Source organism: Marinobacter profundi (assembly GCF_002744715.1).
In the GTDB taxonomy this organism is placed as follows: domain Bacteria; phylum Pseudomonadota; class Gammaproteobacteria; order Pseudomonadales; family Oleiphilaceae; genus Marinobacter; species Marinobacter profundi.
The window spans coordinates 485,907-507,828 of sequence record NZ_KZ319370.1 but is presented as its reverse complement, the minus strand read 5'-3'; the positions used below and the strand labels follow the sequence as shown (position 1 = coordinate 507,828).

Genomic DNA, 21,922 nt, shown 5'->3' with positions numbered 1-21,922 from the left:
GTCATGCCGGCACTTGATAGCCAGATCGCCATTGCCGTAATCGGCGCCGGCGCCATGGGCTCCGGGATTGCCCAGGTGGCCGCCCAGGCCGGCCATCCGGTCTTCCTTCATGACCAGCGCGAAGGCGCCGCCGAAGCCGGCCGTGCCAGCATTGCCAAACAGCTGCAGCGCCGGGTCGACCAGGGCAAGATGGAACAACCGGCGCTGGACGCCCTGATCAACCGCATCCAGCCGGTCAGCGCCCTTGCCGAGGTGGCCAGCGCTGGCCTGGTGATCGAAGCCATTGTCGAGAACCTGGACATCAAACGCGGTCTGCTCAGCAACCTGGAAGACCTCTGTGGCGATGACACCATTCTCGCCACCAACACCTCCTCGATTTCCATCACCGCCCTCGGCGCGCAGATGAAGCGGCCCCAGCGGCTGGTCGGCATGCATTTTTTCAATCCCGCTCCGCTGATGGCACTGGTGGAGGTCGTACTGGGCCTGGCAACCGACAAGACGGTGGCCGAAACTGTCCACGCCACCGCCAGTAACTGGGGCAAAAAGCCGGTGTACGCCACCTCCACACCCGGTTTCATCGTCAACCGGGTCGCACGGCCGTTCTATGCCGAAAGCCTGCGCCTGGTGCAGGAGCAGGCCGCCGACCCGGCCACCCTCGACGCGCTGATGCGCGAGGCCGGCAATTTCCGCATGGGCGCCTTCGAGCTGACCGACCTGATCGGCCACGACGTCAACTACGCGGTGACCAACTCGGTATTCAACGCCTATTTCCAGGATTCCCGCTTCCTGCCCTCGCTGATCCAGCAGGAACTGGTGGAAGCCGGCCGCCTCGGCCGCAAGAACGGCCAGGGTTTCTACAGCTACCGCGACGGGGATGAACGCCCCGCGCCACAGACCGAACCTGACTGTGACAGCACCGAACAGGTGGTCATCGCCGAAGGCGACCTGGGCCCGGCCCAGGCTCTGGTCGAGCGCCTGCGGGAAGCGGGCCTGACCGTCATCGAGCGGGACGGCACCGGCCAGCTGCGTTTTGGCCAGGCAGTACTGGCACTCACCGATGGCCGGATGGCCACCGAGCGGGCCGCCGTCGACGGCATTGCCAACCTGGTGCTGTTTGACCTGGCGTTCGATTACCGCAAAGCCGGCCGGCTGGCCCTGGCTGCCGCTGACCAGACCTCGGCCCGGGCACTGCAGGATGCCTGCGCCCTGTTACAGAAAGCCGGCATTGCCGTCAGCCGGATTGCCGATCGCCCCGGCCTGGTGGTAATGCGCACCGTGGCCATGCTGGCCAACGAAGCGGCCGACGCCCACTTGCAAGGCGTGGCCACCGTTGCCGATATCGACCTGGCGATGCAGGCCGGCCTGAATTACCCGAAAGGCCCGCTGAGCTGGAGTGACCGCTTGGGTAACGGCCGGGTATTCACCGTGCTGAACCATATCCAGAACAGCTACGGCGAGGACCGCTACCGTCCGGCGCTGCTGCTGCGCAAGAACCATTTTGCCAACAAGGGGTTTTACGCATGAGCACAATCGAACCACAAAGCGTGACCGACCCGCAGCAACTGGCCGAAGAATGCGCCGAGTCCATGTTCGCCCGGGACCGCGCCAGCCAGAAGCTGGGCATGAAGATCGAAAGTGTGGCGCCGGGCAAGGCCATCCTCACCATGTCGGTGACGGCGGACATGATCCAGGGCCACGGCTCCTGCCACGGTGGCTACCTGTTTACCCTGGCGGACTCCGCCTTTGCCTTTGCCTGCAACAGCTACGACCGGGCTACCGTGGCCTCCGGCTGCAGCATTGATTACATGTACGGCGCCAGGGAAGGCGACCTGCTGACCGCCACCGCAGAGGAGCGTTCCCGCGGTGGCCGGACCGGCGTCTATGACATCACCCTGACCAACCAGAATGGCCGCACCGTGGCCCTGTTCCGTGGCCGCTCCTATGAAGTGCGCGGAACCGTTCGTAACTCGGAGGAAAATTCATGAGCACTGACAATCGCCTGCAAGACGCCTACATCGTCGACGCCATCCGCACCCCTATCGGGCGTTACGGCGGAGCCCTGGCGGCCGTCCGTGCTGATGATCTCGGCGCGGTACCCATCAAGGCACTGGTCGAGCGCCATCCGGAACTGGATTGGTCGAAAATTGACGACGTACTGTACGGCTGTGCCAACCAGGCCGGCGAAGACAACCGTGACGTGGCCCGTATGGCGCTGCTGCTGGCAGGGCTCCCGGTCGACGTACCGGGCAGCACCATCAACCGCCTGTGCGGCTCCGGCATGGATGCCGTTGGCAGCGCTGCCCGCGCCATCCGCACCGGCGAAGCCAGCCTGATGATTGCCGGCGGCGTCGAATCCATGTCCCGCGCACCGTTTGTCATGGGCAAGGCCGACAGTGCATTCAGCCGCAAGGCCGAGATTTTTGACACCACCATCGGCTGGCGTTTCGTCAACCCGGTGATGAAGAAGCAGTACGGCATCGACTCCATGCCGGAAACCGCTGAAAACGTCGCGGCGCAGTTCAATATTTCCCGCGAGGACCAGGACGCCTTCGCCCTGCGCAGCCAGCAGCGCACCGCGACCGCCCAGGCTGCAGGCCTGTTTGCCAGCGAAATCACCCCGGTCACCATCCCCCGCCGCAAGCAGGATCCGCTGGTGGTGGATACCGACGAGCACCCGCGGGAAACCAGCCTCGAACAACTGGCCAAACTGGCGACCCCGTTCCGCGAGAACGGCACCGTGACCGCGGGCAATGCCTCCGGGGTAAACGACGGCGCCTGCGCCCTGCTGCTGGCCAGCGGCGAAGCGCTCAGCCAGTACGGCCTCAAGGCCCGCGGCAAGGTCATTGCCATGGCCACCGCCGGGGTTGAGCCGCGCATCATGGGCTTTGGTCCGGCACCGGCCACCCGTAAGGTGCTGAAAACCGCCGGCCTCGAACTGGCCGATATGGATGTGATCGAGCTGAACGAAGCCTTCGCCGCCCAGGCCCTTGCGGTAACCCGCGACCTCGGGCTGCCGGACGATGCCGAGCACGTGAACCCGAACGGCGGCGCCATCGCCCTCGGCCACCCGCTGGGCATGAGTGGTGCGCGCCTGGTGACCACCGCACTGAACGAACTGGAACGCCGCCACCAGGCCGGCAAGAAGGCCCGCTATGCCCTCTGCACCATGTGCATCGGCGTTGGCCAGGGCATCGCACTGATCATCGAGCGCACTGACGGCGCCCTCTGAGATCCGCTAACAGACCAACTGACATCACGGCACAAGAACAACGCAGGACAGAATCATGAGCTTACCACTACAAAAAATCGGCAAACTTGACCGCATGGAAACCGCCAGCATTGACGAACTCCGTCACGAGCAACTCCAGCGCCTGCGCTGGAGCGTGGTCCATGCCTACACCAACGTCCCGTTCTACCGTAAGGCGTTTGACGACATCGGCCTGAAGCCGATGGACATCAACTCTCTGGAAGACCTGGCCAAGATCCCGTTCACCACCAAGGCTGACCTGCGCGACAACTATCCGTTCGGCATGTTCGCCACGCCGATGTCCGACGTGGTGCGGGTGCATGCCTCCAGCGGCACCACCGGCAAACCCACCGTGGTGGGTTATACCCAGAGCGACATCAACACCTGGGCCGACATCGTGGCCCGCTGTATCCGTGCTGGCGGCGGCTCCCGGGGTGACAAGGTCCACGTCGCCTACGGCTATGGCCTGTTCACCGGCGGCCTCGGCGCCCATTACGGCGCCGAGCGTCTGGGCTGTACGGTCATTCCGATGTCTGGCGGCCAGACCGAGAAGCAGGTTCAGCTGATCAAGGACTTCCAGCCCGACATCATCATGGTCACGCCGTCCTACATGCTCAACATCGCCGACGAGCTCGACCGCCAGGGCATCGATCCCCACAAGCTGCCACTGCGACTGGGCATCTTTGGTGCCGAGCCCTGGACCAACAGCATGCGCAGCGAGCTGGAAGAGCGGCTCGGCATCCAGGCCCTCGACATCTACGGTCTGTCAGAAGTCATGGGCCCGGGCGTGGGTATGGAATGCATTGAAACCAAGGATGGCCCCACCATCTGGGAAGACCACTTCTATCCGGAGATCATCAACCCGGATACCGGCGAGGTGCTGCCGGATGGTGAGTACGGCGAGCTGGTGTTCACCTCGCTGACCAAAGTTGCCCTGCCGATCCTGCGTTACCGCACCCGGGACCTGACCCGCCTGCTGCCGGGCACTGCCCGTCCGATGCGCCGCATCGACAAGATCACCGGCCGCAGCGACGACATGCTGATCATCCGCGGGGTCAACGTGTTCCCCAGCCAGATCGAGGAGCAGGTGCTGAAGTGCGAGGCGCTGGCGCCGCACTACGAGATCGAGGTGTACAAGGAAGGCAACCTGGACTGCGTCAACATCCGCGCCGAACTCAAGCCCGAAGCTGGCATGGGTGACGAGGTACGGGCCAAGGCCGCGAAGGAACTGGCGCACCACATCAAGTCCTACATCGGTATCAGCACCCGGGTGGAGGTGGTTGAGCCCAACCGCCTGGCCCGTTCCGAAGGCAAGGCCAAGCGGGTCATTGACCGTCGCAAGTAATCCGGCCTGACCGGCAGCGGGGCCACCTTCCCCGGCCTCGCTGCCCACGTCTTGCGACCGGCATTCCCCTCACCCGGTCAAAAAACTGATTTAAATTAACTCTGCCAAAGCTGATCTCAATAGAATTTTATCGCGTATCACTTTTTTATTGTTTTAAATCAAAGGCATCGGCCTATCTCAGGCAACCTTTTATCTAGACATGACACACAAACCGAAACCTTGATATTTATTCAGTATCATATAGTATTAGGTACATAGCCCTATAACAGCATTAAGGGCAGCCTGATCACAGACCAGTAGAACAACAAGCCCGAACCGGAGGTATTGCATGTACGCCCAGCTCGTCGAAACCGGAGCCAAGCGCGTCAGAACCCTGGAAGAGATGTCGCCCGAAGAGCGCGCGTTCCAGGAGAGGGTCGACGCCGAAATCAAGATTGAACCGAAGAACTGGATGCCTGATGGCTACCGCCAGACCCTGATCCGCCAGATTTCCCAGCACGCCCACTCCGAAGTGGTTGGCATGCTGCCGGAAGGCAACTGGGTTACCCGTGCCCCCACCCTGAAGCGCAAGCTGCAGCTGATGGCGAAGATCCAGGACGAGGCCGGCCACGGTCTCTACCTTTACAGCGCCATGGAAACCCTCGGCGCCGATCGCGATGAGGAAATCGAAAAGCTGCACAGCGGCAAGGCCAAGTATTCCAGCATCTTCAACTACCCGACCATCAGCTGGGCAGACATGGGTGCCATCGGCTGGCTGGTGGATGGCGCCGCCATCGTCAACCAGGTTGTACTGCAGCGCACCTCCTACGGCCCTTACTCCCGGGCGATGATCCGCATCTGTAAGGAAGAGAGCTTCCACCAGCGCCAGGGCTACCAGATCCTGCTGGACATGATGCGCGGTGGTACCGAAGAGCAGAAGCAGATGGTGCAGGATTCCATCAACCGCCTGTGGTGGCCGTCACTGATGATGTTCGGTCCCCACGACGACGACTCCCCCAACTCCCAGCAGTCCATGGCCTGGAAGATCAAGCGCAAGAGCAACGACGAACTGCGCCAGATGTTTATCGACCAGACCGTACCCCAGCTCGAGTTCCTCGGTTGCACCGCACCGGATCCCGACCTGAAGTGGAACGAGGAGCGCGGTCACTACGATTTCGGCGAGATCAACTGGCAGGAGTTCTACGACGTGCTGAAGGGCAACGGCCCCTGCAACCGTGAACGGATTACCACTCGCAAGAAAGCCATTGAAGAGGGTGCATGGGTGCGCGAAGCCGCTGTTGCCTATGCCGAAAAACAAAAACAGCGCGCAGCCGCCTGATACCGGAGGAAAAGATTATGGCTGAATGGAGCCTTTACGAAGTTTTCGTACGCAGCAAGCACGGTCTGAACCACAAGCACGTGGGCAGTGTTCACGCATCCGATCCCGCGATGGCACTGGAAAACGCCCGTGACCTGTACACCCGCCGTAACGAAGGCGTGAGCCTGTGGGTGGTCCCGTCCAGCGCGATCACCGCGTCCACCGGTGACGAAAAGGAAGTGCTGTTCGACCCGTCCGAGGACAAGGTTTACCGGCATGCCTCTTTCTACAAGCTGCCCGACGAAGTCGGCCACATGTAACGGAGGTCCCCGATGACTGACAAGGAAATCCTGCAGAGCTATCTGCTGCGCCTGGCGGACTCGGACATGATCCTGGGTCAGCGCCTGTGCGAACTGTGCGGCAAGGCGCCGGCACTCGAGGAAGAGATGGCGCTGATGAACGTCGCGCTGGATCTCGTGGGCCAGGCCCGCAACTGGTACGAATACGTGGCCGAGCTCGAAGGCAAGGGCCGCGACGCCGACCAGCTGGCGTTCCTGCGTGATGCCCACGACTACCGTAACCTGCTGATCACCGAACAGCCTAACGGCGACTACGCGGTCACCATGGCACGGCAGTTCTTCTACGATGTGTGGCACTACTTCACCCTCAAGGGCCTGGTCAATTCCAGTGACGAGCGCGTGGCCGGCATTGCCGCCAAGGCCCTGAAAGAGGTGACCTACCACCTGCGCCGCTCCTCCGAGTGGGTGAAGCGACTGGGTGACGGCACCGAGGAAAGCCACCGTCGGATGCAGGACGGCATCGACCTGCTGTGGCGCTTTACCGGTGAGCTGATCCAGGCCGACGACGTCGACCAGCAGATCGCCGCCGCCGGTATCGGCCCCGATACCGCACAACTGACCAACGACTGGCGCGGGCTGGTGAAGGAAGTCCTTCAGGAAGCCACCCTGACGCCGCAACCCGATGATGCCTGGATGTACTTGGGCGGTAAGCGCGGTGAGCACACCGAACACCTGGGGTTCATCCTGGCAGAAATGCAGTTTCTGCAGCGAGCATATCCCGATGCAAAAGTATGGTGAGCCTGACCCGCGGTCAGCAGTAGACAGCCTCATCGCCAGCGACCGGGTGCCGGCTAACGCCCACCCGGAGTTGCTGACCGAGGACGACATCTGGAACCTCCTGAACGAGGTCAAGGACCCCGAGGTTCCGGCAGTCAGCGTGGTGGAGCTCGGCATTGTCCGGGCCGTTCGCTGGGACGGCAAGACCGTCTCGGTGGACGTGACGCCCACCTATTCCGGCTGTCCTGCCACCGAGTTGATCGAGGAACTGATTGCCGAAGCCCTGCGGGCCGCCGGCATTCGTGATCCACAGATCAACCAGGTACTGACCCCGGCGTGGACCACCGACTGGATCACACCCGAAGGGAAGGAAAAACTCCGCGTGTTCGGCATCGCCCCGCCACAGGGCAGCTCCAGCAAGCTCAGCCTGCTGGGCCAGTCCGAAGTGATTGCCTGCCCCCACTGCGGCAGCGACCACACCGAACAGGTCAGCGAGTTCGGTTCCACAGCCTGCAAGGCGCTCTATCGTTGCAAGGACTGTCTCGAACCCTTCGATTATTTCAAATGCATCTAGAGCCGATACGATCATGAATAAATTCTACTCACTGGCCCTCAAAGAGGTCAGACCGGAAACAAGAGACGCCGTATCCCTGTGCTTTGATCTGCCGCAAGACCTCGCAGACAAATTCCACTACACACAGGGCCAGCACCTGGTACTGCGGACCCAGATGGATGGAGAGGAAGTGCGCCGCTCCTACTCGATCTGCACCAGCGTGAACGACCAGGAACTGCGGATTGCGGTCAAGAAGATCCCCGGTGGCCTGTTCTCCACCTACGCCAACGAGCAGTTGAAGCCCGGCGCCACGCTGGAAGTCATGCCGCCGCAGGGCCACTTCTCGGTGGAACTGGACCCGGCCCGTGCCGGCAACTACCTGGCGGTGGCGGCCGGCAGTGGCATCACGCCGATCCTGTCGATCATCAAGACCACCCTGGAAACCGAGCCCAAGAGCGAATTCACCCTGTTCTACGGCAACCGTTCCACCACCAGCACGCTGTTCCGTGACCAGCTGGAAGACCTCAAGAACCGCTACATGGAGCGCTTCAACCTGGTCTACATCTTCAGCCGCGAAGAGCAGGACATTGACCTGTACAACGGCCGCATCGACAGCGACAAGTGTGATGCCCTGTTCGACCGCTGGGTCGACGTGGATCACCTGAGCGCCGCTTTCCTCTGTGGCCCCCAGGAAATGACCGAAACCGTTCGTGACTCCCTGTACCGCCACGGCGTGGCAAAGGACAAGGTGCACTTCGAACTGTTCACCCCGGCCGGTGGCGCTCCCCGTGCCCGTAAAGACCGCGCCGACAACCAGGTAGACCCGGCCGCTGTCAGTGAAGTGACCGTGATTGCCGACGGCCGCGCGCTGACCTTCGACCTGACCCGCAACACCAAGAGCATTCTGGATGCCGGTAACGACGAAGGCGCCGACCTGCCATACTCCTGCAAGGCCGGCGTGTGCTCGACCTGCAAGGCGAAGGTGGTGGAAGGTGAAGTGGAAATGGACGCCAACTTTGCGCTGGAAGACTACGAGGTCGAGGCCGGTTACGTGCTGTCCTGCCAGTGCTACCCGGTGACCGACAAGGTGGTTCTGGACTACGACCAGATCTGATCGTCCGGACCCACCCTACCTACAACTGATGGAGTTCTATTCCAATGTCAGTGCTTAAGAGCTTTATCGCCGGTGAATGGCTGGGCGCTACCGCGGCCAAGCCGCTTCCCAGCGCACTCAACGGCGACATCGTGGCGCACACCCACGAAGAGCAGATCGACTTTGCCCGGGCGGTGGACTACGGCCGCCGCACCGGTGGCAAGAACCTGCTTGCCATGGACTTCCAGGAACGCGCCCTCGCCCTCAAGGCGATGGCCGTTTACCTGCAGGAACACAAGAAGGAACTGTACGCCCTGTCGCACCAGACCGGTGCCACCAAGGTCGACAGCGCCATCGACATCGACGGCGGTTTCGGCACGCTGTTTTCCTATGCCAGCATGGGCCGTCGCGACCTACCCTCCGGCAACGTGGTCCATGAAGGCCCAGTGATGCCGCTGGGCAAGGAAAACCACTTTGCCGGCACCCACATCCTGGTGCCCCGCGGTGGTATCGCGGTCCACATCAACGCCTTCAACTTCCCGGTCTGGGGCATGCTGGAAAAGTTTGCCCCCACCTTCCTGGCAGGCATGCCGTGCATTGTCAAACCGGCCACCTCCACCAGCTACGTGACGGAAGCGGCAGTGCGGCTGATGCAGGAATCCGGCGCCTTGCCGGAGGGTGCCCTGCAGCTGATCATCGGCGGCACCGGTGACCTGCTGGACCACCTGCGCGAGCAGGATGTGGTGACCTTTACCGGCTCCGCCAATACCGCACTCAAGCTGCGCAGCCATCCGAACATCCTGTCCCGCTCGATTCCCTTCAACGCCGAAGCGGACTCCCTGAACAGCGCCATCCTGGCGCCGGACGTAACCCCGGACGATGAAGAGTTCGATCTCTTCATCAAGGAAGTGGCCCGGGAAATGACCGTCAAGGCCGGCCAGAAGTGTACCGCCATCCGCCGGGTGCTGGTGCCGAAGGCCCAGGTCGAAGCGGTGAGCGAGAAGCTGAAGGCACGGCTGGCCAAAGTGGTTGCCGGTGATCCTTCGGTGGAAGGCGTTCGCATGGGCGCGCTGGCCTCTCTCGACCAGTGCGCGGACGTAAAAGCCGCCATCGAAGAGCTGAAGAAGTCCAGCGACTGCCTGCTGGGCGGCGAAGGCAACTTTCAGCCCCAGGGTGAAGGCTGCGACAAGGGCGCGTTCCTCGAACCGCACCTGCTGCTGTGCCGTAATCCGGAGCAGGACGGTGGTGCCCACGACATCGAGGCCTTCGGCCCGGTTGCCACCATCATGCCGTACGACACCATTGAGCAGGCGGTCGAGATTACCGCCAAGGGCAAGGGTTCACTGGTGACCACCCTGAGCACCCGCGACCCGGCCATTGCCGCCCGGATCGTACCGCTGCTGGCGGCCTACCACGGTCGTCTGCACCTGCTGGACGCCCAGGCTGCCAAGGAGTCCACCGGCCACGGTTCGCCGCTGCCGATGCTCAAGCACGGTGGCCCCGGACGCGCCGGTGGTGGCGAGGAACTGGGCGGTATCCGCGCGGTTCATCACTACCTGCAGCGCACCGCTATCCAGGGTTCGCCGACCATGCTGGCGGCAGTGACCGGTGAGTATGTGCGTGGCGCCAAGGTCATCGAGACCGGCATCCACCCGTTCCGCCGTCATTTCGAAGACCTGCAGATCAACGAGTCCCTGCTGACTCATCGCCGCACTGTCACCGAAGCCGACATCGTCAACTTCGGCTGCCTGTCCGGCGACCATTTCTACATGCACTTCGATGAAATCGCTGCCCGCCAGTCCCAGTTCGGCGAGCGGATTGCCCACGGCTACTTTGTGCTGTCCGCCGCGGCGGGGCTGTTTGTCTCCCCGGGCGAAGGCCCGGTACTGGCAAACTACGGCATCGACACCCTGCGTTTCATCACACCGGTGCCAATCGGTGACACCATCCAGGCCCGCCTGACTTGCAAGCGCAAGATCGACCAGGGCCGCACCTCACCTGACGGTCATCCGCAGGGCGTGGTGGTCTGGGACGTCGAAGTCCGCAATCAGAAAGATGAACTGGTTGCCAGCTACGACATCCTGACGCTGGTTGCCAAAAAGCCCCGCTAACCCGGGGCGTTTCCGGATAAGGCCCCTGTTGGACCCAGGGGGCTGATGCGGAGGCAAATAAAAGGGGGACAGGCTTGCGGGCCTGTCCCCCTTTTTTTATCGGCTGAATCCCGGCAGAACAGCGACCGAGACGAAATGCGAGGGGGACTGACCTCAAGCCTGTCCCCCTCCGCTCGGGGCCTACATCCCCAGATACGCCTCGCGAACCTTCTCGTTGCTCAGCAGCTCCCGGCCGGTGCCTTCAATGACCACCTTGCCGGTCTCCAGAACGTAGCCGCGGTCGGCCAGGGCCAGGGCCTGGGAGGCGTTCTGCTCCACCAGGAAGATGGTGATGCCTTCCTCCTTGAGCTCCTTGATGATGTCGAAGATCTCTTCGATGATCAGCGGCGCCAGGCCCATGCTGGGCTCGTCCAGCAACAGCAGGCGCGGACGTGCCATCAGGGCGCGGCCCATGGCGAGCATCTGCTGCTGTCCACCGGACAGTTCGCCCGCCAGGTTGTGACGCTTCTGCCGCAGGATCGGGAACTTGGTGTACATCCGCTCCAGGTCGTCCAGCACTTCCGGGCTCCGGCCACGGGTATAGGCACCGAGCAGCAGGTTGTCGTGGACACTGAGGTCCTTGAACACCTGGCGCCCTTCCGGCACCTGGACGATGCCCTGGGCCACCCGCTGGTCGGCGGAAACCTTCGCCAGGTCCTTGCCCTCGAACACCATGCTGCCGCGGTCCATCGGCTGCAGCCCGGAAATGCTCATCAGCAGGGTGGACTTGCCGGCGCCATTGGCACCCACCAGCGACACGATCTCGCCGCTGTTGATGCGCACATCAATATCGTGCAACACCTCGATCTGGCCGTAGGAGGTTGCCAGGCCCTTGATGGCCAGCATTTCCTGTTTGGCGTGAGGCGCGCTGACCCGCTCGGAATGCTTGAGGCCGAGACCCCCGAACTGCTCCGGCGTGTAGCTGACGATCTGGTGGCGCAATTCGCGGAACTCTTCCCGCACCCGCTCGCCAAACAGCGGGTCGTTTTCCACGTCGCGGGATTCGATGATCTGCGCCCAGTCTTCTTCGCTCAGCAGCTTGCGGGCACGGGGAATCACCACACCCTCTTCCTTGCGGATATGCTTGCGCAGGGCTTCGGTAAACCGTGCCAGGGCATGGCTGAACTCTTCCCGGCCCTCGGGCCAGTTTTCCATGCAGCTGGCCAGCAGCCCACGCAGCTCCATCAGCTTGTCGTGGCCCACCAGGTAACCTTTGGAGAGTTTCTCCAGCAGTGGTACCGATTCGGGGGATTTCGCACCCAGCCGCTTGTACAGCTCGATGTCCGTCGGCGTGCTGTGCACCCGTTGCGAGAAGTGCTGGATGTAGTCAAAGATCTTGCTGAACAGGCGCTCATCCGGGCGCTGCTCATTGATGTTCATATCGCTCAGCAACTGGTCCAGCAGATCGAGGATCCGCCACAGTGCCTGGTGTTCCTGCACGATAATCCGGACGGCCTGCTCACTGCGGGACTGGGCAGGCGCCATTTCAGTGTGTTGCTCGGTCATGTGAAATGTCTCCTCGCTCAGCCGCCCAGATAGGCAGCAATCACATCCGGGTTGTTCCGGATTTCCTCAGGGATGCCTTCCGCCAGCACGCGGCCGTAGTTGAGCACCAGCAGGCGATCGGAAATCCCCATCACCAGTTTCATGTCGTGCTCCACCAGCATCACCGTAGTGCCCTGATCGGCGATCTTGCGGATCAGCTCTTCCAGCGCAGCGGTTTCGGTGCCGTTAAGGCCGGCTGCTGGCTCGTCCAGCAGGATTACCTTGGGCTCCGCCGCCAGGGCACGGGCGATTTCCAGCCGCTTGAGGGCACCGTATGACATTGCGGAGGCTTCGGTGTCGAGGTATTCGCCACATCCGACAAACTCCATCAGCTCCGCCGCACGCTGGCGGCAGGACTGTTCATCCCGCAGCAACGCAGGCAACCGGAACAGGGTACTGAACAGGTTACTCTTGAGCTTGAGGTGGCGGCCCAGCATCACGTTCTCGATGGCCGTCATGTTCATGCAGATCTGCATCTGCTGGAAGGTGCGGCACATGCCGCGCTCAGCCAGCTGGTTCGGCTCCAGTTTGGCGGTGCTCTCACCGTTGAGGCGGATTTCACCCTTGGTCGGGGTGTAAATACCGGAAATCAGGTTGAACAGTGTGGTTTTGCCGGCACCGTTGGGGCCGATCACCGAATAGACCTGGCCGGCTTCCACCGCAAAGCTCACCCCTTCCACCGCGTGGACACCACCGAAGGCCTTGTCGAGGCCCTTTACTTCTATCAATGCGCTCATGCCTGACCTCCTGCCTTTTTCTTCATCCGCTTGCTGACCGCCATCTGGATGGTTGGCAGCAGGCCTTTGGGCATGAAGATCATGGTCAGCATCAGGATCAGACCGAACATCACGGTTTCCAGCTCCTGGAAGTCCGCCAGCACCTGGGGCAACAGCTTGAGCACCACGGCGCCGAGGATAACGCCCATAGTTGAGCCCATACCGCCCAGCACCACCATGGTGATCAGTACAATGGAGAAATCGAAAGCCGCCACCGCCGGCGTGATGAAGCCCTGGAAGTGGGCGTACAGTCCGCCCATCAGGCTGGCGTAGATGGCAGAGATGACAAACACCAGGCTCTTGTAGCTGGCAGTGTTCACGCCCACCACCCGGGCCGCAACTTCGGAGCCGTGGACCGAACGCAGGGCGCGGCCAATGGGCGAATCAATCAGGTTCTGGGCAAACCACACCGCCACCAGCAACACCAGGGCCGCAAACAGGTACCAGGCCTGGTTGCCATCGAGCTCCATGCCGAACAGCGAATAGCTGCCGAAAGGGCTCAGTTCCCAGCCGAAGATGTCCAGCGAGGGCACCGGCATACCATCGGGGCCGCCGGTCAGCCAGGTTTCATTGTTGATGATGATGGCAATGATGAAGCCCACCGCCAGGGTCGCCATCGACAGGTAGTGACCTTTCAGCCGCAGAATAGGACGGCCGACAATCCAGGCAATGATACCCACCAGCACCGCGCCCACCAGCAGGGCGGGAATCGACGACCAGCCATAGCTGCCGGTCATGATGCCGCTGAAATAGGCCCCCAGGCCAAAGAAGCCGGCGTGACCGAGGCTGATCTGGCCGGCAAAGCCGACCAGCAGGTTCAGGCCGACCACCGTGGCGGCGATGATGGCCATCTGTGTGGCCAGGTCATAGTGGAATGGATTACTCAGGAACGCCGGCAGGGCGAACAGGATAATCGCGAGAAAGACCAGGTCCCGCAGGCGGGACTGCATAAAACGGTTAACCATCAGACCCTCTCCACGACCTTGGCGCCAAACAATCCACGGGGCATGAAGAACAGCACCACCAGAATCATCGAAAATGCGACAGCGTCTTTGTAATCCGACGAGATGTAGCCGGCGGCCATGGCCTCGACCACGCCCAGCAACAACCCGCCAACTACCGCGCCGACACCGCTGCCGAGACCACCAATGGCGGCGGCAACAAAGCCTTTCAGGCCCAGCATGATGCCGATGTCATAGGAGGTGAAGGTAATCGGTGCCACCACAACGCCGGCCACCGAACCCAGCAGTGCCGACACCATGAACGCCAGCATCAGCACCAGCTGGGTGCGGATACCTACCAGGCGTGCCGCCTCCTTGTTCATCGAGGTGGCCAGGATCGCCTTGCCGATCAGCGTCCTGGTAAAGAACAGCACCAGGCCAACCACCAGGATGGCCCCGATACCCAGCACCCACAGGCTCTGGCTGTTGAGTACCGCGCCGAAGATGCGAATCGGTTCGTCGCTGCTGAAATTCGGCATGACGTGGTATTCCTTACCCCAGACCAGCTGCGCCAGGCCGCGGATAAAGATCGAGGCACCAATGGTAATGATGATCAGGGTAACCACGTCGGCCTGCTTGGCAGGGGCAATGGCGAATCGCTGCAACAGGATACCGAGGACGCCGGCCAGGACCACAGCAAGGATGATCGCAAGCAGCATCGGCACTCCCATTGCCATCAGTGAAACCGTCGCCATGCCACCGATCATCAGGAATTCGCCCTGGGCGAAGTTGATGACGTGACTGGCGTTATAGATGAGGGTGAACCCCAGGGCTATCAGCGCGTAGGTGGCGCCGATAGTGATCCCGGTAAAAAGATACTGTAAGAATTCTGAGAACATAGCCGTGGTTCCGGTCGGACACCGGCCGACGGCCAGCCCCTACGCGGGGCTCAACCGTCAGCCGTGGGACTGCTGTTTGAAGGGATCAGTTAATCAGTTTCCATGCGCCATTCTGGACTTCCAGAATGCGGAAGGAATCTGCCTTGAGGCCGTTGTGGTCTTCCGGAGACATGTTGAACTCGCCGGTAACACCCACGTGGCCCTGGATATTTTCCAGCGCCTTGCGAACAGCTTCAGGCTCGGTACTGCCGGCCGCTTCAATGGCCTTCACCGCCAGCATCAGGCCGTCGTAGGCATAGGCACCGAAAGTGGACACCTTGGCGTTCCAGCGCGCCTCATACTCGGCCTTGTAGCTCTGCACCACTTCCTTCTGGGGATCGTCTTCCGGCAGGGAGTCCGGCACCAGCAGCGGCGACGCCGGCAGGCGCAAGCCTTCAGCAGAAGCCCCGGCAAGGTCAAGGAAGCCGTCGGAAGCCACGCCATGGGACTGGTAGAATGGCAGCTTGATACCCAGCTGGGCATAGTTACGGGTCACAATGGCCGGGCCCTGGCCGAAACCAAAGTTCAGCACACCCTCGACACCCTGGGTGTTACGGATGTTGGTCAGCTGGGCAGTCATGTCGGTATCGGAACCGCTGTAGGTCACATCCGCGAGAATCTCGACACCCAGCTCCTTGGCCACTTCGAGGGTCTGGGTACGGCCGGAAGCACCAAAGCCGTCGGTACCGGAGATCAGCCCGATCTTGGTGATACCGCGCTCCTTCATGTCAGACAGGATGCGCTCTGCGGCCATACGATCGGATTGCGGAGTCTTGAACACCCACTCTTTGACCGGAGTGGTAATCACCACCGCGCCAGCGAGGGAGATGAAGGGAATCTTTGCCTGTTCCACCAGAGGCACAGCGGCCATGGTGGCACCGGTGGTGCTGCCACCGACAATGATATCGACCCGGTCAGAGCGGATCAGACGGCTGGCAAAGTTACGGGCAGACGAGGCATTGCCCACATCGTCATAGTGGATCAGTTCCAGGGGTCGCCCCAGCACACCACCACTTTCGTTGATTTTCTCGACATACATTTCGAGGGTTTTCAGTTCCGGATCTCCCAGAAAGGAGGCCGGCCCGGTAACTGACAGGAAAGACCCGATCTTGATCGGTTCGGCAGCCTGGGCGCTCATAACCAGACCGGCGGCAGCGATTGCTGCAAACTTTCCCGCGCGACGCAACATTGTCTTAAGCATTGTTTTTATTCTCCCGAATTGTGTGGGGCCTGAGATACCCTCAACCATTTCTCAGAAGTAAAACAGCGATCGAAAGCCTGCTCCTGACTTCTGTGTCATGTGAATCGTGCTTCCGCCCGTTGTCGGCTTTGTTTTTGGTGATGCCATCCGTGAATATCCACATCCTAATCGTTCGCCTACAATATAATTCGATACCGTTGACGAATATCAAAGGACGTTATTGTATCATAACGAGCCTGTCAACCGGTTTAGATGACTTCCTGACAGGTCTCTAGAGTAAAGCCGACCTTAGTCCAACGCGCCAGTTGAGCGATATGACACACAATGCTTTACGTGACACACAGGAACCGCATAATACGGTTCAATTCGTTCCCTTGATTTTTCACAATCGGCACCTGACGTATGTCCGCAAAAAGCCAGCTTGAGCTGCTCGTCACCAATTTCCAGAAGAAACGGCCGTTGCGCGCCGGGTCTCTCATCATCACCATCTACGGCGATGCCATCGTGCCCCGCGGCGGCAACGTATGGCTGGGCAGCCTGATGAAACTGGTCGAGCCCATGGGCATCAGCCAGCGGCTGGTACGCACCTCGGTGTACCGGCTGGTCCAGGAGTCCTGGCTGCAAACGGAAAAGGTGGGGCGCTGCAGCTACTACAGCCTGACCGGCCCGGGATTACGCCGCTTCGAGCAGGCTTTCCAGCACGTCTACAGCCTGTCCACCACCGAGTGGAGCGGCAGCTGGTGCCTGGTATTCCTCAACCAGCTGTCACCGGAACTCAAGCAGAAGGTTCGTGAGGAACTGAAGTGGCTGAGTTTCGGCAGCATGGCACCGGGCGTGATGGAACACCCCCGTTTCACCCGCAACGAACTGTTGCCCTTGCTGCAGGAGTGGGGCGCGCTGGAAGACACCATCGTGATGCAGACCGTCCCCATGACCCAGAAGAGCCCCAAGGCGCTGCGTCTGCAGGTACGGGAAAGCTGGAACCTGGACGAACTGGGCGGACGCTATCGCCGCTTCCTGAGCCAGTTCCGGCCAATCTGGCGGGAACTGCAGAACGAGGACACCCTGACCCCGGAAGAGTGCCTGACCCTGCGCATCCTGCTGATCCACGAATACCGCAAAATCCTGCTGCGGGACCCGTTGCTGCCCGATGAACTGTTACCCGGTGACTGGGAAGGCCGCAGCGCCAAGCAGCTGTGCCGCAATCTCTACCGCCAGATTTACCAGCGCGCCGAGCACTGGCTGGATGCCAACCTGGAAAATGCGTCCGGCCCCCTGCCTGGCCCCAATGAGAAATTCTACAAGCGGTTCGGCGGCCTCAAAGGCGGCCCGGGCCAGGACACAGCTCCCGACCGGCACCCGGAACCCGCACTGCCCTGACCGTAAAGCCTTTTCCTGCCCGGGGTGCCCGACGCACCCCGCGGCCCTGTTTTACCCGACAACCGCACGTCCCGACACCTCCTGAACGCCCTCGATTGGTCACTTTTTGACCACCCTCAATTCCGCCGTTTCCTTGCGAAATGTTCATAGTTTTGCCAACCTTTAGAGATGGAAGTATTTTCATAACGAAAAAACGAGCGGAGACAAGCACATGAACAGCATAAGCAAACTGAAGAAACTCGCCGGTATTTCGGCAGTCGCTTTCGCGGCCATGACTGCAGCCAACGCCGTAAACGCCGCGAACTGGCGTTATGCCCATGAAGAATACGAAGGTGACGTGCAGGACGTTTTCGCCTACAAGTTCAAGGAATACATCGAGGAAAATTCCGATCACACCCTACAGGTTTATCGCTTCGGCGAGCTGGGTGAGTCCGACGACATCATGGAGCAGACCCAGGCGGGCATTCTCAACTTTGTTAACCAGTCCCCGGGTTTCACCGGCGCCCTGATTCCGGAAGCGCAGATTTTCTTTATCCCCTACCTGCTGCCCACCGACATGGACACCGTGGTCGAGTTCTTCAACGAGAGCAAGGCCATCAACGAGATGTTCCCGAAGATGTACGCCGAGCACGGTCTGGAGCTGCTGAAAATGTATCCCGAGGGCGAGATGGTCGTCACCCTGGATGAGCCGGCCACCTCTCCGGAAGAGTTCAGTAACAAGAAGATCCGGGTCATGACCAACCCGTTGCTGTCAGAAACCTACGACGCCTTCGGTGCAACCCCGACACCGCTGCCCTGGGGCGAGGTTTACGGAGCGCTGCAGACCAACATGATCCAGGGTCAGGAAAACCCCATTTTCTGGATCGAGTCCGGCGGCCTCTACGAGGTGTCCCCGAACCTGATTTTCACCGGCCACGGCTGGTTCACCACCGCCATGATGGCCAACCAGAACTTCTACGACGGCCTGTCTGACGGCGACAAGAAGCTGGTGCAGGACGCGGCGGACTTCGCCTACACGGAAATCCTCGAGCACATCGATGGCCTGGCCGACGAAGCCCTCGCCAAGATCCAGAAAGCCAGCGACAAGGTCACCGTGACCCGGCTGAACGAAGAACAGATCGAGACCTTCCGCGCCCGCGCGCCACAGGTGGAGAAGAAGTTCATTGAGATGACCGGCAAGCGCGGCGAGGAACTGCTGAACCAGTTCAAGACCGACCTCGAAGCCGTTCAGAATAACTGAAAACACACCGTACCAGGACCGACCGGCGCAGGCCGGTTGGTCCCACGGTTAACCCCGCCCCGCCGGGGCTTGTAACCGGCCGGGAGCGACATGTTCTGGAGCAGAATCCATGTCCGAGAATTCCCCGGAGATCGAAGACGATACCGGATCCTACGAATCTGGCCTGCCCGGCTTCCTTGGCACGATTGACGAGTGGATAGCCAGGATCGAGGCGGTGATGCTCGCCCTTGGCGTCATCCTGATGGCGGTCAACACCTGCGTTAATGTCATCGCCCGCTTTGTCTTCGGCGAGGGCCTGTTTTTTTCGGGCGAGATCAACCGGATTCTGATCATTCTGATTACCTTTGCCGGCATCGGTTACGCCGCGCGCCATGGTCGCCACATCCGCATGTCTGCCATCTACGACCTGCTCCCGGTTGGCGGGCGCAAGGCACTGATGATTGTCATTGCCCTGTTCACCTCGCTGGTGATGTTTTTCCTCTGCTACCACTCCTACGGTTATGTGGACACTTTGCAGAGCCGCGGCAGGATACTGCCTGCCCTGGGGTTCCCGATCTGGACAATTTACGTCTGGGTGCCCGTCGGCTTTGCCATTACCGGCATCCAGTACTTGCTCACCGCCATCAAGAACTTCACCAGCCGCGACGTGTACCTGTCCACCGGTGTGGTTGACGGTTACGCGGACACCGAATCGGAAGTCTGAACAGCAACCGGCCATGGCCGGATAAGGGATAAGGAAGAAACAACATGGCAATGACCTTGATGCTGATCATGATCGGGCTGCTGCTGCTCGGCTTTCCGATGATGATTCCGCTGATCACCGCCGCGGTGGTCGGCTTCGTAATGATGTTCGACGGCTTCGGCCAGATGGGCACCTTCGTGCAACAGATGATGGGTGGCATCCGGCCGGCGTCGTTGATTGCGGTACCCATGTTCATCCTGGCCGCGGACATCATGACCCGCGGTCAGTCCGCCGACCGCCTGATCAACATGGTGATGGCGTTTATCGGCCATATCAAAGGCGGCCTCGCCATCAGCACCGCCACCTCCTGCACCCTGTTCGGTGCGGTCTCCGGTTCCACCCAGGCCACGGTGGTCGCGGTGGGCTCCCCGCTGCGCCCGAAGATGCTCAAAGCGGGTTATTCCGACTCGTTTACCCTGGCACTGATCATCAACGCCAGCGACATTGCCTTCCTGATCCCCCCCAGCATCGGCATGATTATCTACGGCGTCATCTCCGAGACCTCCATCGCCGAGCTGTTTATCGCCGGCATCGGCCCCGGCCTGCTGATCCTGGTGATGTTCTCCATGTACTGCCTGTTCTACGCCTTCAAGAACAAGGTTCCCACCGAGCCCAAGGCCAGCTGGAGTGAGCGTGGCCGCTCGGTAAGGGATGCCCTGTGGCCGTTGTTTTTCCCGGTCATCATTGTGGGCGGGATCTACGGCGGCATCTTCAGCCCGACCGAAGCCGCGGCGGTGTGCGTGCTTTACGCCTTCCTGCTGGAGTTCATCGTCTTCCGCTCGCTGAAGCTGGGCGATATCTACAAGATTGCCAAGTCCACCGGCCTGATTACCGCTGTGGTCTTCATCCTGGTGGCGGTGGGTAACGGCTTCTCCTGGATCATCTCCTTTGCCCAGATTCCCCAGGCCATTCTCGAGTCCGTCGGTGTCAACGAGGCCGGCCCGGTTGGCGTACTGGTGGCCATCTGTGTCGCCTTCTTCATTGCCTGCATGTTCGTCGATCCGATTGTGGTGATCCTGGTGCTCACCCCCATTTTTGCGCCGGCGATCCAGGCCACCGGGCTCGATCCGGTGCTGGTGGGCGTGCTGATAACCCTGCAGGTGGCCATCGGCTCCGCCACGCCACCGTTCGGCTGCGACATTTTCACGGCCATCGCCATTTTCAAGCGGCCTTACTGGGAAGTGATTCGCGGCACTCCGCCGTTTGTCTTCATGCTGATCCTGGCGGCAGCGCTGATCATTGCCTTTCCGCAAATCGCCCTGTTCCTGCGGGACCTCGCCTTTGCGGACTAGGCTGTAGCCGCCTGCTAACTGCTCACGATAGGGAGTGCTGCAATGTTCAAGAAAATCCTGGTGGCCGTCGACGGCTCCAAGGCCTCACTCAAAGCCCTGGACAAGGCCATCGAACTGCAGAAGCTGACCGACGCCGAGATCCATATCATCTGCGTCTACAAGCACCACAGCCTGTTTGAGGCCTCCTTGTCGATCGGCCGCCCCTCGGACATTCAGATCCCTGACAAAGCGCTGTCGGACTATGCCAGGGAGGTGGTCAACCATGCCAAGGAGGTTGCCAGGGAACACGGTGCCACCAAGGTGCGGGGCTTTGTGAAAAGCGGGCGGCCGTCAAAAGTCATCGTGAAATTTGCCGAGGAAAAAGGCGCCGACCTCATTGTGGTGGGCACCCGGGGTACCCACAGTGACAAAGACGGCATGCTGCTGGGCAGTGTGTCCCACCGGGTGGCCAGCATGGCCAAGTGCCCGACCCTGGTGGTCTAGGGCTTGGTGGTCTAGAGCTTGGTGGTCCAGGGCCTGGCGGCCCCGGGCCACCCGTCGAACGGCCCGGCCGGGTTACCGTTGCGGAGGTATCGAATAGGTAATCACGGCGTGGGCCACCGCATCGTCTTCGCCCTCGGAGCACAGGAACACCTCCCCCACTCCCAGCCTGCGCCCCACCTTCAACATTTTGGCGCGGGCAATCACGTCCCGGTCCGGTACCGGCTTGCGCAGGAAGTTGATATTGAGGTTGGTGGTAACCGCCAGCGGTACCAGGCCAATCCTGCTGAGCAGCGCCGCATAGATCGCCACGTCCGCCAGTGCCATCAGCGCCGGCCCGGATACCGTCCCCCCTGGCCGCAGGTGTTCGTCGCCGACGGTCAGCCGCATTTCCGCCCAGCCATCGCCGGACTGTTCCAGCGTGCCGTACCGGCTGCCCTGAGGAAAGTGTTCGGTCAGAAACGCCTGCAGCTCATGCAAGGATGCACTCATGGTCGAAGCCCTCTGTTATTTCTGTTGTGGTCGGGTGGTTGTCTGGATAGTCATGGATGGTCCCATCCTAGCACCGCTCCGTGAGCGACGTTATCCGACTATCGGCGTCATAAAATCCTCATGCCAGCGTCACA

At 61.1% G+C, this 21,922-nt stretch carries 21 protein-coding genes and 1 pseudogene; 15 read left to right on the top strand and 7 right to left on the bottom strand.

All coding sequences use genetic code 11. The features are described 5' to 3' along the window. Positions 1-3 precede the first annotated feature (3 nt). The 10 genes from paaH to paaZ all read left to right on the top strand — a co-directional run bounded on the left by paaH (position 4) and on the right by paaZ (position 10,722). Positions 4-1,524 (top strand): 3-hydroxyacyl-CoA dehydrogenase PaaH, encoded by a 1,521-nt coding sequence (gene paaH, locus CLH61_RS10260; protein WP_099614608.1) that lies wholly within the window; start codon positions 4-6, stop codon positions 1,522-1,524. Continuing rightward, positions 1,521-1,985: a hydroxyphenylacetyl-CoA thioesterase PaaI gene (gene paaI, locus CLH61_RS10255; RefSeq protein WP_099614607.1), complete on the top strand. Its 465-nt coding sequence runs from the start codon at positions 1,521-1,523 to the stop codon at positions 1,983-1,985. The genes paaH and paaI overlap by 4 nt, the downstream gene beginning before the upstream one ends. Next, positions 1,982-3,229, top strand: a complete 1,248-nt coding sequence (gene pcaF / locus CLH61_RS10250; RefSeq protein ID WP_322868230.1) for a 3-oxoadipyl-CoA thiolase — start codon at positions 1,982-1,984, stop codon at positions 3,227-3,229. Before paaI ends, pcaF begins: the two co-directional genes overlap by 4 nt. Before the next feature lie 55 nt (positions 3,230-3,284). After that, positions 3,285-4,592: a phenylacetate--CoA ligase PaaK gene (paaK, locus tag CLH61_RS10245; protein ID WP_099614606.1), complete on the top strand. Its 1,308-nt coding sequence runs from the start codon at positions 3,285-3,287 to the stop codon at positions 4,590-4,592. A 328-nt stretch (positions 4,593-4,920) separates the two neighbouring features. Next, complete coding sequence (paaA, locus tag CLH61_RS10240) at positions 4,921-5,910, top strand: 1,2-phenylacetyl-CoA epoxidase subunit PaaA (RefSeq protein WP_099614605.1); 990 nt, start codon at positions 4,921-4,923, stop codon at positions 5,908-5,910. A 17-nt stretch (positions 5,911-5,927) separates the two neighbouring features. Then, positions 5,928-6,209 carry a 1,2-phenylacetyl-CoA epoxidase subunit PaaB gene (gene paaB, locus CLH61_RS10235; RefSeq protein WP_099614604.1) on the top strand — a complete coding sequence of 94 codons (282 nt, stop codon included), beginning with the start codon at positions 5,928-5,930 and terminating at the stop codon, positions 6,207-6,209. Positions 6,210-6,221: 12 nt separating this feature from the next. Further along, entirely contained in the window at positions 6,222-6,986 is a 765-nt protein-coding gene (paaC, locus tag CLH61_RS10230) for a 1,2-phenylacetyl-CoA epoxidase subunit PaaC (protein WP_099614603.1), read from the top strand. Next, positions 6,970-7,539: a 1,2-phenylacetyl-CoA epoxidase subunit PaaD gene (gene paaD, locus CLH61_RS10225; protein ID WP_099614602.1), complete on the top strand. Its 570-nt coding sequence runs from the start codon at positions 6,970-6,972 to the stop codon at positions 7,537-7,539. Before paaC ends, paaD begins: the two co-directional genes overlap by 17 nt. A gap of 13 nt (positions 7,540-7,552) precedes the next feature. Then, entirely contained in the window at positions 7,553-8,632 is a 1,080-nt protein-coding gene (paaE, locus tag CLH61_RS10220) for a 1,2-phenylacetyl-CoA epoxidase subunit PaaE (protein WP_099614601.1), read from the top strand. Between the two features lie 44 nt (positions 8,633-8,676). Beyond that, positions 8,677-10,722: a phenylacetic acid degradation bifunctional protein PaaZ gene (paaZ, locus tag CLH61_RS10215; RefSeq protein WP_099614600.1), complete on the top strand. Its 2,046-nt coding sequence runs from the start codon at positions 8,677-8,679 to the stop codon at positions 10,720-10,722. Positions 10,723-10,902: 180 nt separating this feature from the next. Here the strand turns inward: paaZ and CLH61_RS18570 are convergent, their stop codons facing one another. The 6 genes and pseudogenes from CLH61_RS18570 to CLH61_RS10190 form a co-directional block, all read right to left on the bottom strand. Then, positions 10,903-11,607, bottom strand: a complete 705-nt coding sequence (locus CLH61_RS18570; RefSeq protein ID WP_228152607.1) for an ABC transporter ATP-binding protein — start codon at positions 11,605-11,607, stop codon at positions 10,903-10,905. A gap of 210 nt (positions 11,608-11,817) precedes the next feature. Further along, positions 11,818-12,246 (bottom strand): annotated as a pseudogene (locus CLH61_RS18565) (hemerythrin domain-containing protein); the annotation flags it as partial. 38 nt (positions 12,247-12,284) lie between these two features. Next, complete coding sequence (locus CLH61_RS10205; protein WP_099614598.1) at positions 12,285-13,043, bottom strand: ABC transporter ATP-binding protein; 759 nt, start codon at positions 13,041-13,043, stop codon at positions 12,285-12,287. Next, positions 13,040-14,047 (bottom strand): branched-chain amino acid ABC transporter permease, encoded by a 1,008-nt coding sequence (locus tag CLH61_RS10200; RefSeq protein ID WP_099614597.1) that lies wholly within the window; start codon positions 14,045-14,047, stop codon positions 13,040-13,042. Before CLH61_RS10200 ends, CLH61_RS10205 begins: the two co-directional genes overlap by 4 nt. Further along, a complete protein-coding gene (locus CLH61_RS10195) occupies positions 14,047-14,922 on the bottom strand; it encodes a branched-chain amino acid ABC transporter permease (protein WP_099614596.1) in 876 nt (291 codons plus the stop codon). The genes CLH61_RS10200 and CLH61_RS10195 overlap by 1 nt, the downstream gene beginning before the upstream one ends. 85 nt (positions 14,923-15,007) lie before the next feature. Further along, positions 15,008-16,162, bottom strand: coding sequence for an ABC transporter substrate-binding protein (locus CLH61_RS10190; RefSeq protein ID WP_099614595.1), 1,155 nt, complete (start codon positions 16,160-16,162; stop codon positions 15,008-15,010). Positions 16,163-16,564: 402 nt separating this feature from the next. Here CLH61_RS10190 and paaX point away from each other — a divergent pair, with 402 nt between their 5' ends. The 5 genes from paaX to CLH61_RS10165 all read left to right on the top strand — a co-directional run bounded on the left by paaX (position 16,565) and on the right by CLH61_RS10165 (position 21,299). Then, positions 16,565-17,542 carry a phenylacetic acid degradation operon negative regulatory protein PaaX gene (paaX, locus tag CLH61_RS10185; RefSeq protein WP_099614594.1) on the top strand — a complete coding sequence of 326 codons (978 nt, stop codon included), beginning with the start codon at positions 16,565-16,567 and terminating at the stop codon, positions 17,540-17,542. A 211-nt stretch (positions 17,543-17,753) separates the two neighbouring features. Beyond that, the gene (locus tag CLH61_RS10180) at positions 17,754-18,782 is read left to right on the top strand and encodes a TRAP transporter substrate-binding protein (protein WP_099614593.1); all 1,029 of its coding nucleotides are present in this window, start codon (positions 17,754-17,756) and stop codon (positions 18,780-18,782) included. A 109-nt stretch (positions 18,783-18,891) separates the two neighbouring features. Continuing rightward, positions 18,892-19,485, top strand: a complete 594-nt coding sequence (locus CLH61_RS10175; protein ID WP_099614592.1) for a TRAP transporter small permease — start codon at positions 18,892-18,894, stop codon at positions 19,483-19,485. A 44-nt stretch (positions 19,486-19,529) separates the two neighbouring features. Continuing rightward, on the top strand, positions 19,530-20,816 hold the full coding sequence (locus CLH61_RS10170) for a TRAP transporter large permease (RefSeq protein ID WP_099614591.1): 1,287 nt from the start codon (positions 19,530-19,532) through the stop codon (positions 20,814-20,816). A 42-nt stretch (positions 20,817-20,858) separates the two neighbouring features. Further along, the gene (locus CLH61_RS10165) at positions 20,859-21,299 is read left to right on the top strand and encodes a universal stress protein (RefSeq protein WP_099614590.1); all 441 of its coding nucleotides are present in this window, start codon (positions 20,859-20,861) and stop codon (positions 21,297-21,299) included. Between the two features lie 72 nt (positions 21,300-21,371). Here the strand turns inward: CLH61_RS10165 and CLH61_RS10160 are convergent, their stop codons facing one another. Next, positions 21,372-21,788: a PaaI family thioesterase gene (locus CLH61_RS10160; RefSeq protein WP_099614589.1), complete on the bottom strand. Its 417-nt coding sequence runs from the start codon at positions 21,786-21,788 to the stop codon at positions 21,372-21,374. Positions 21,789-21,922: the final 134 nt, after the last annotated feature.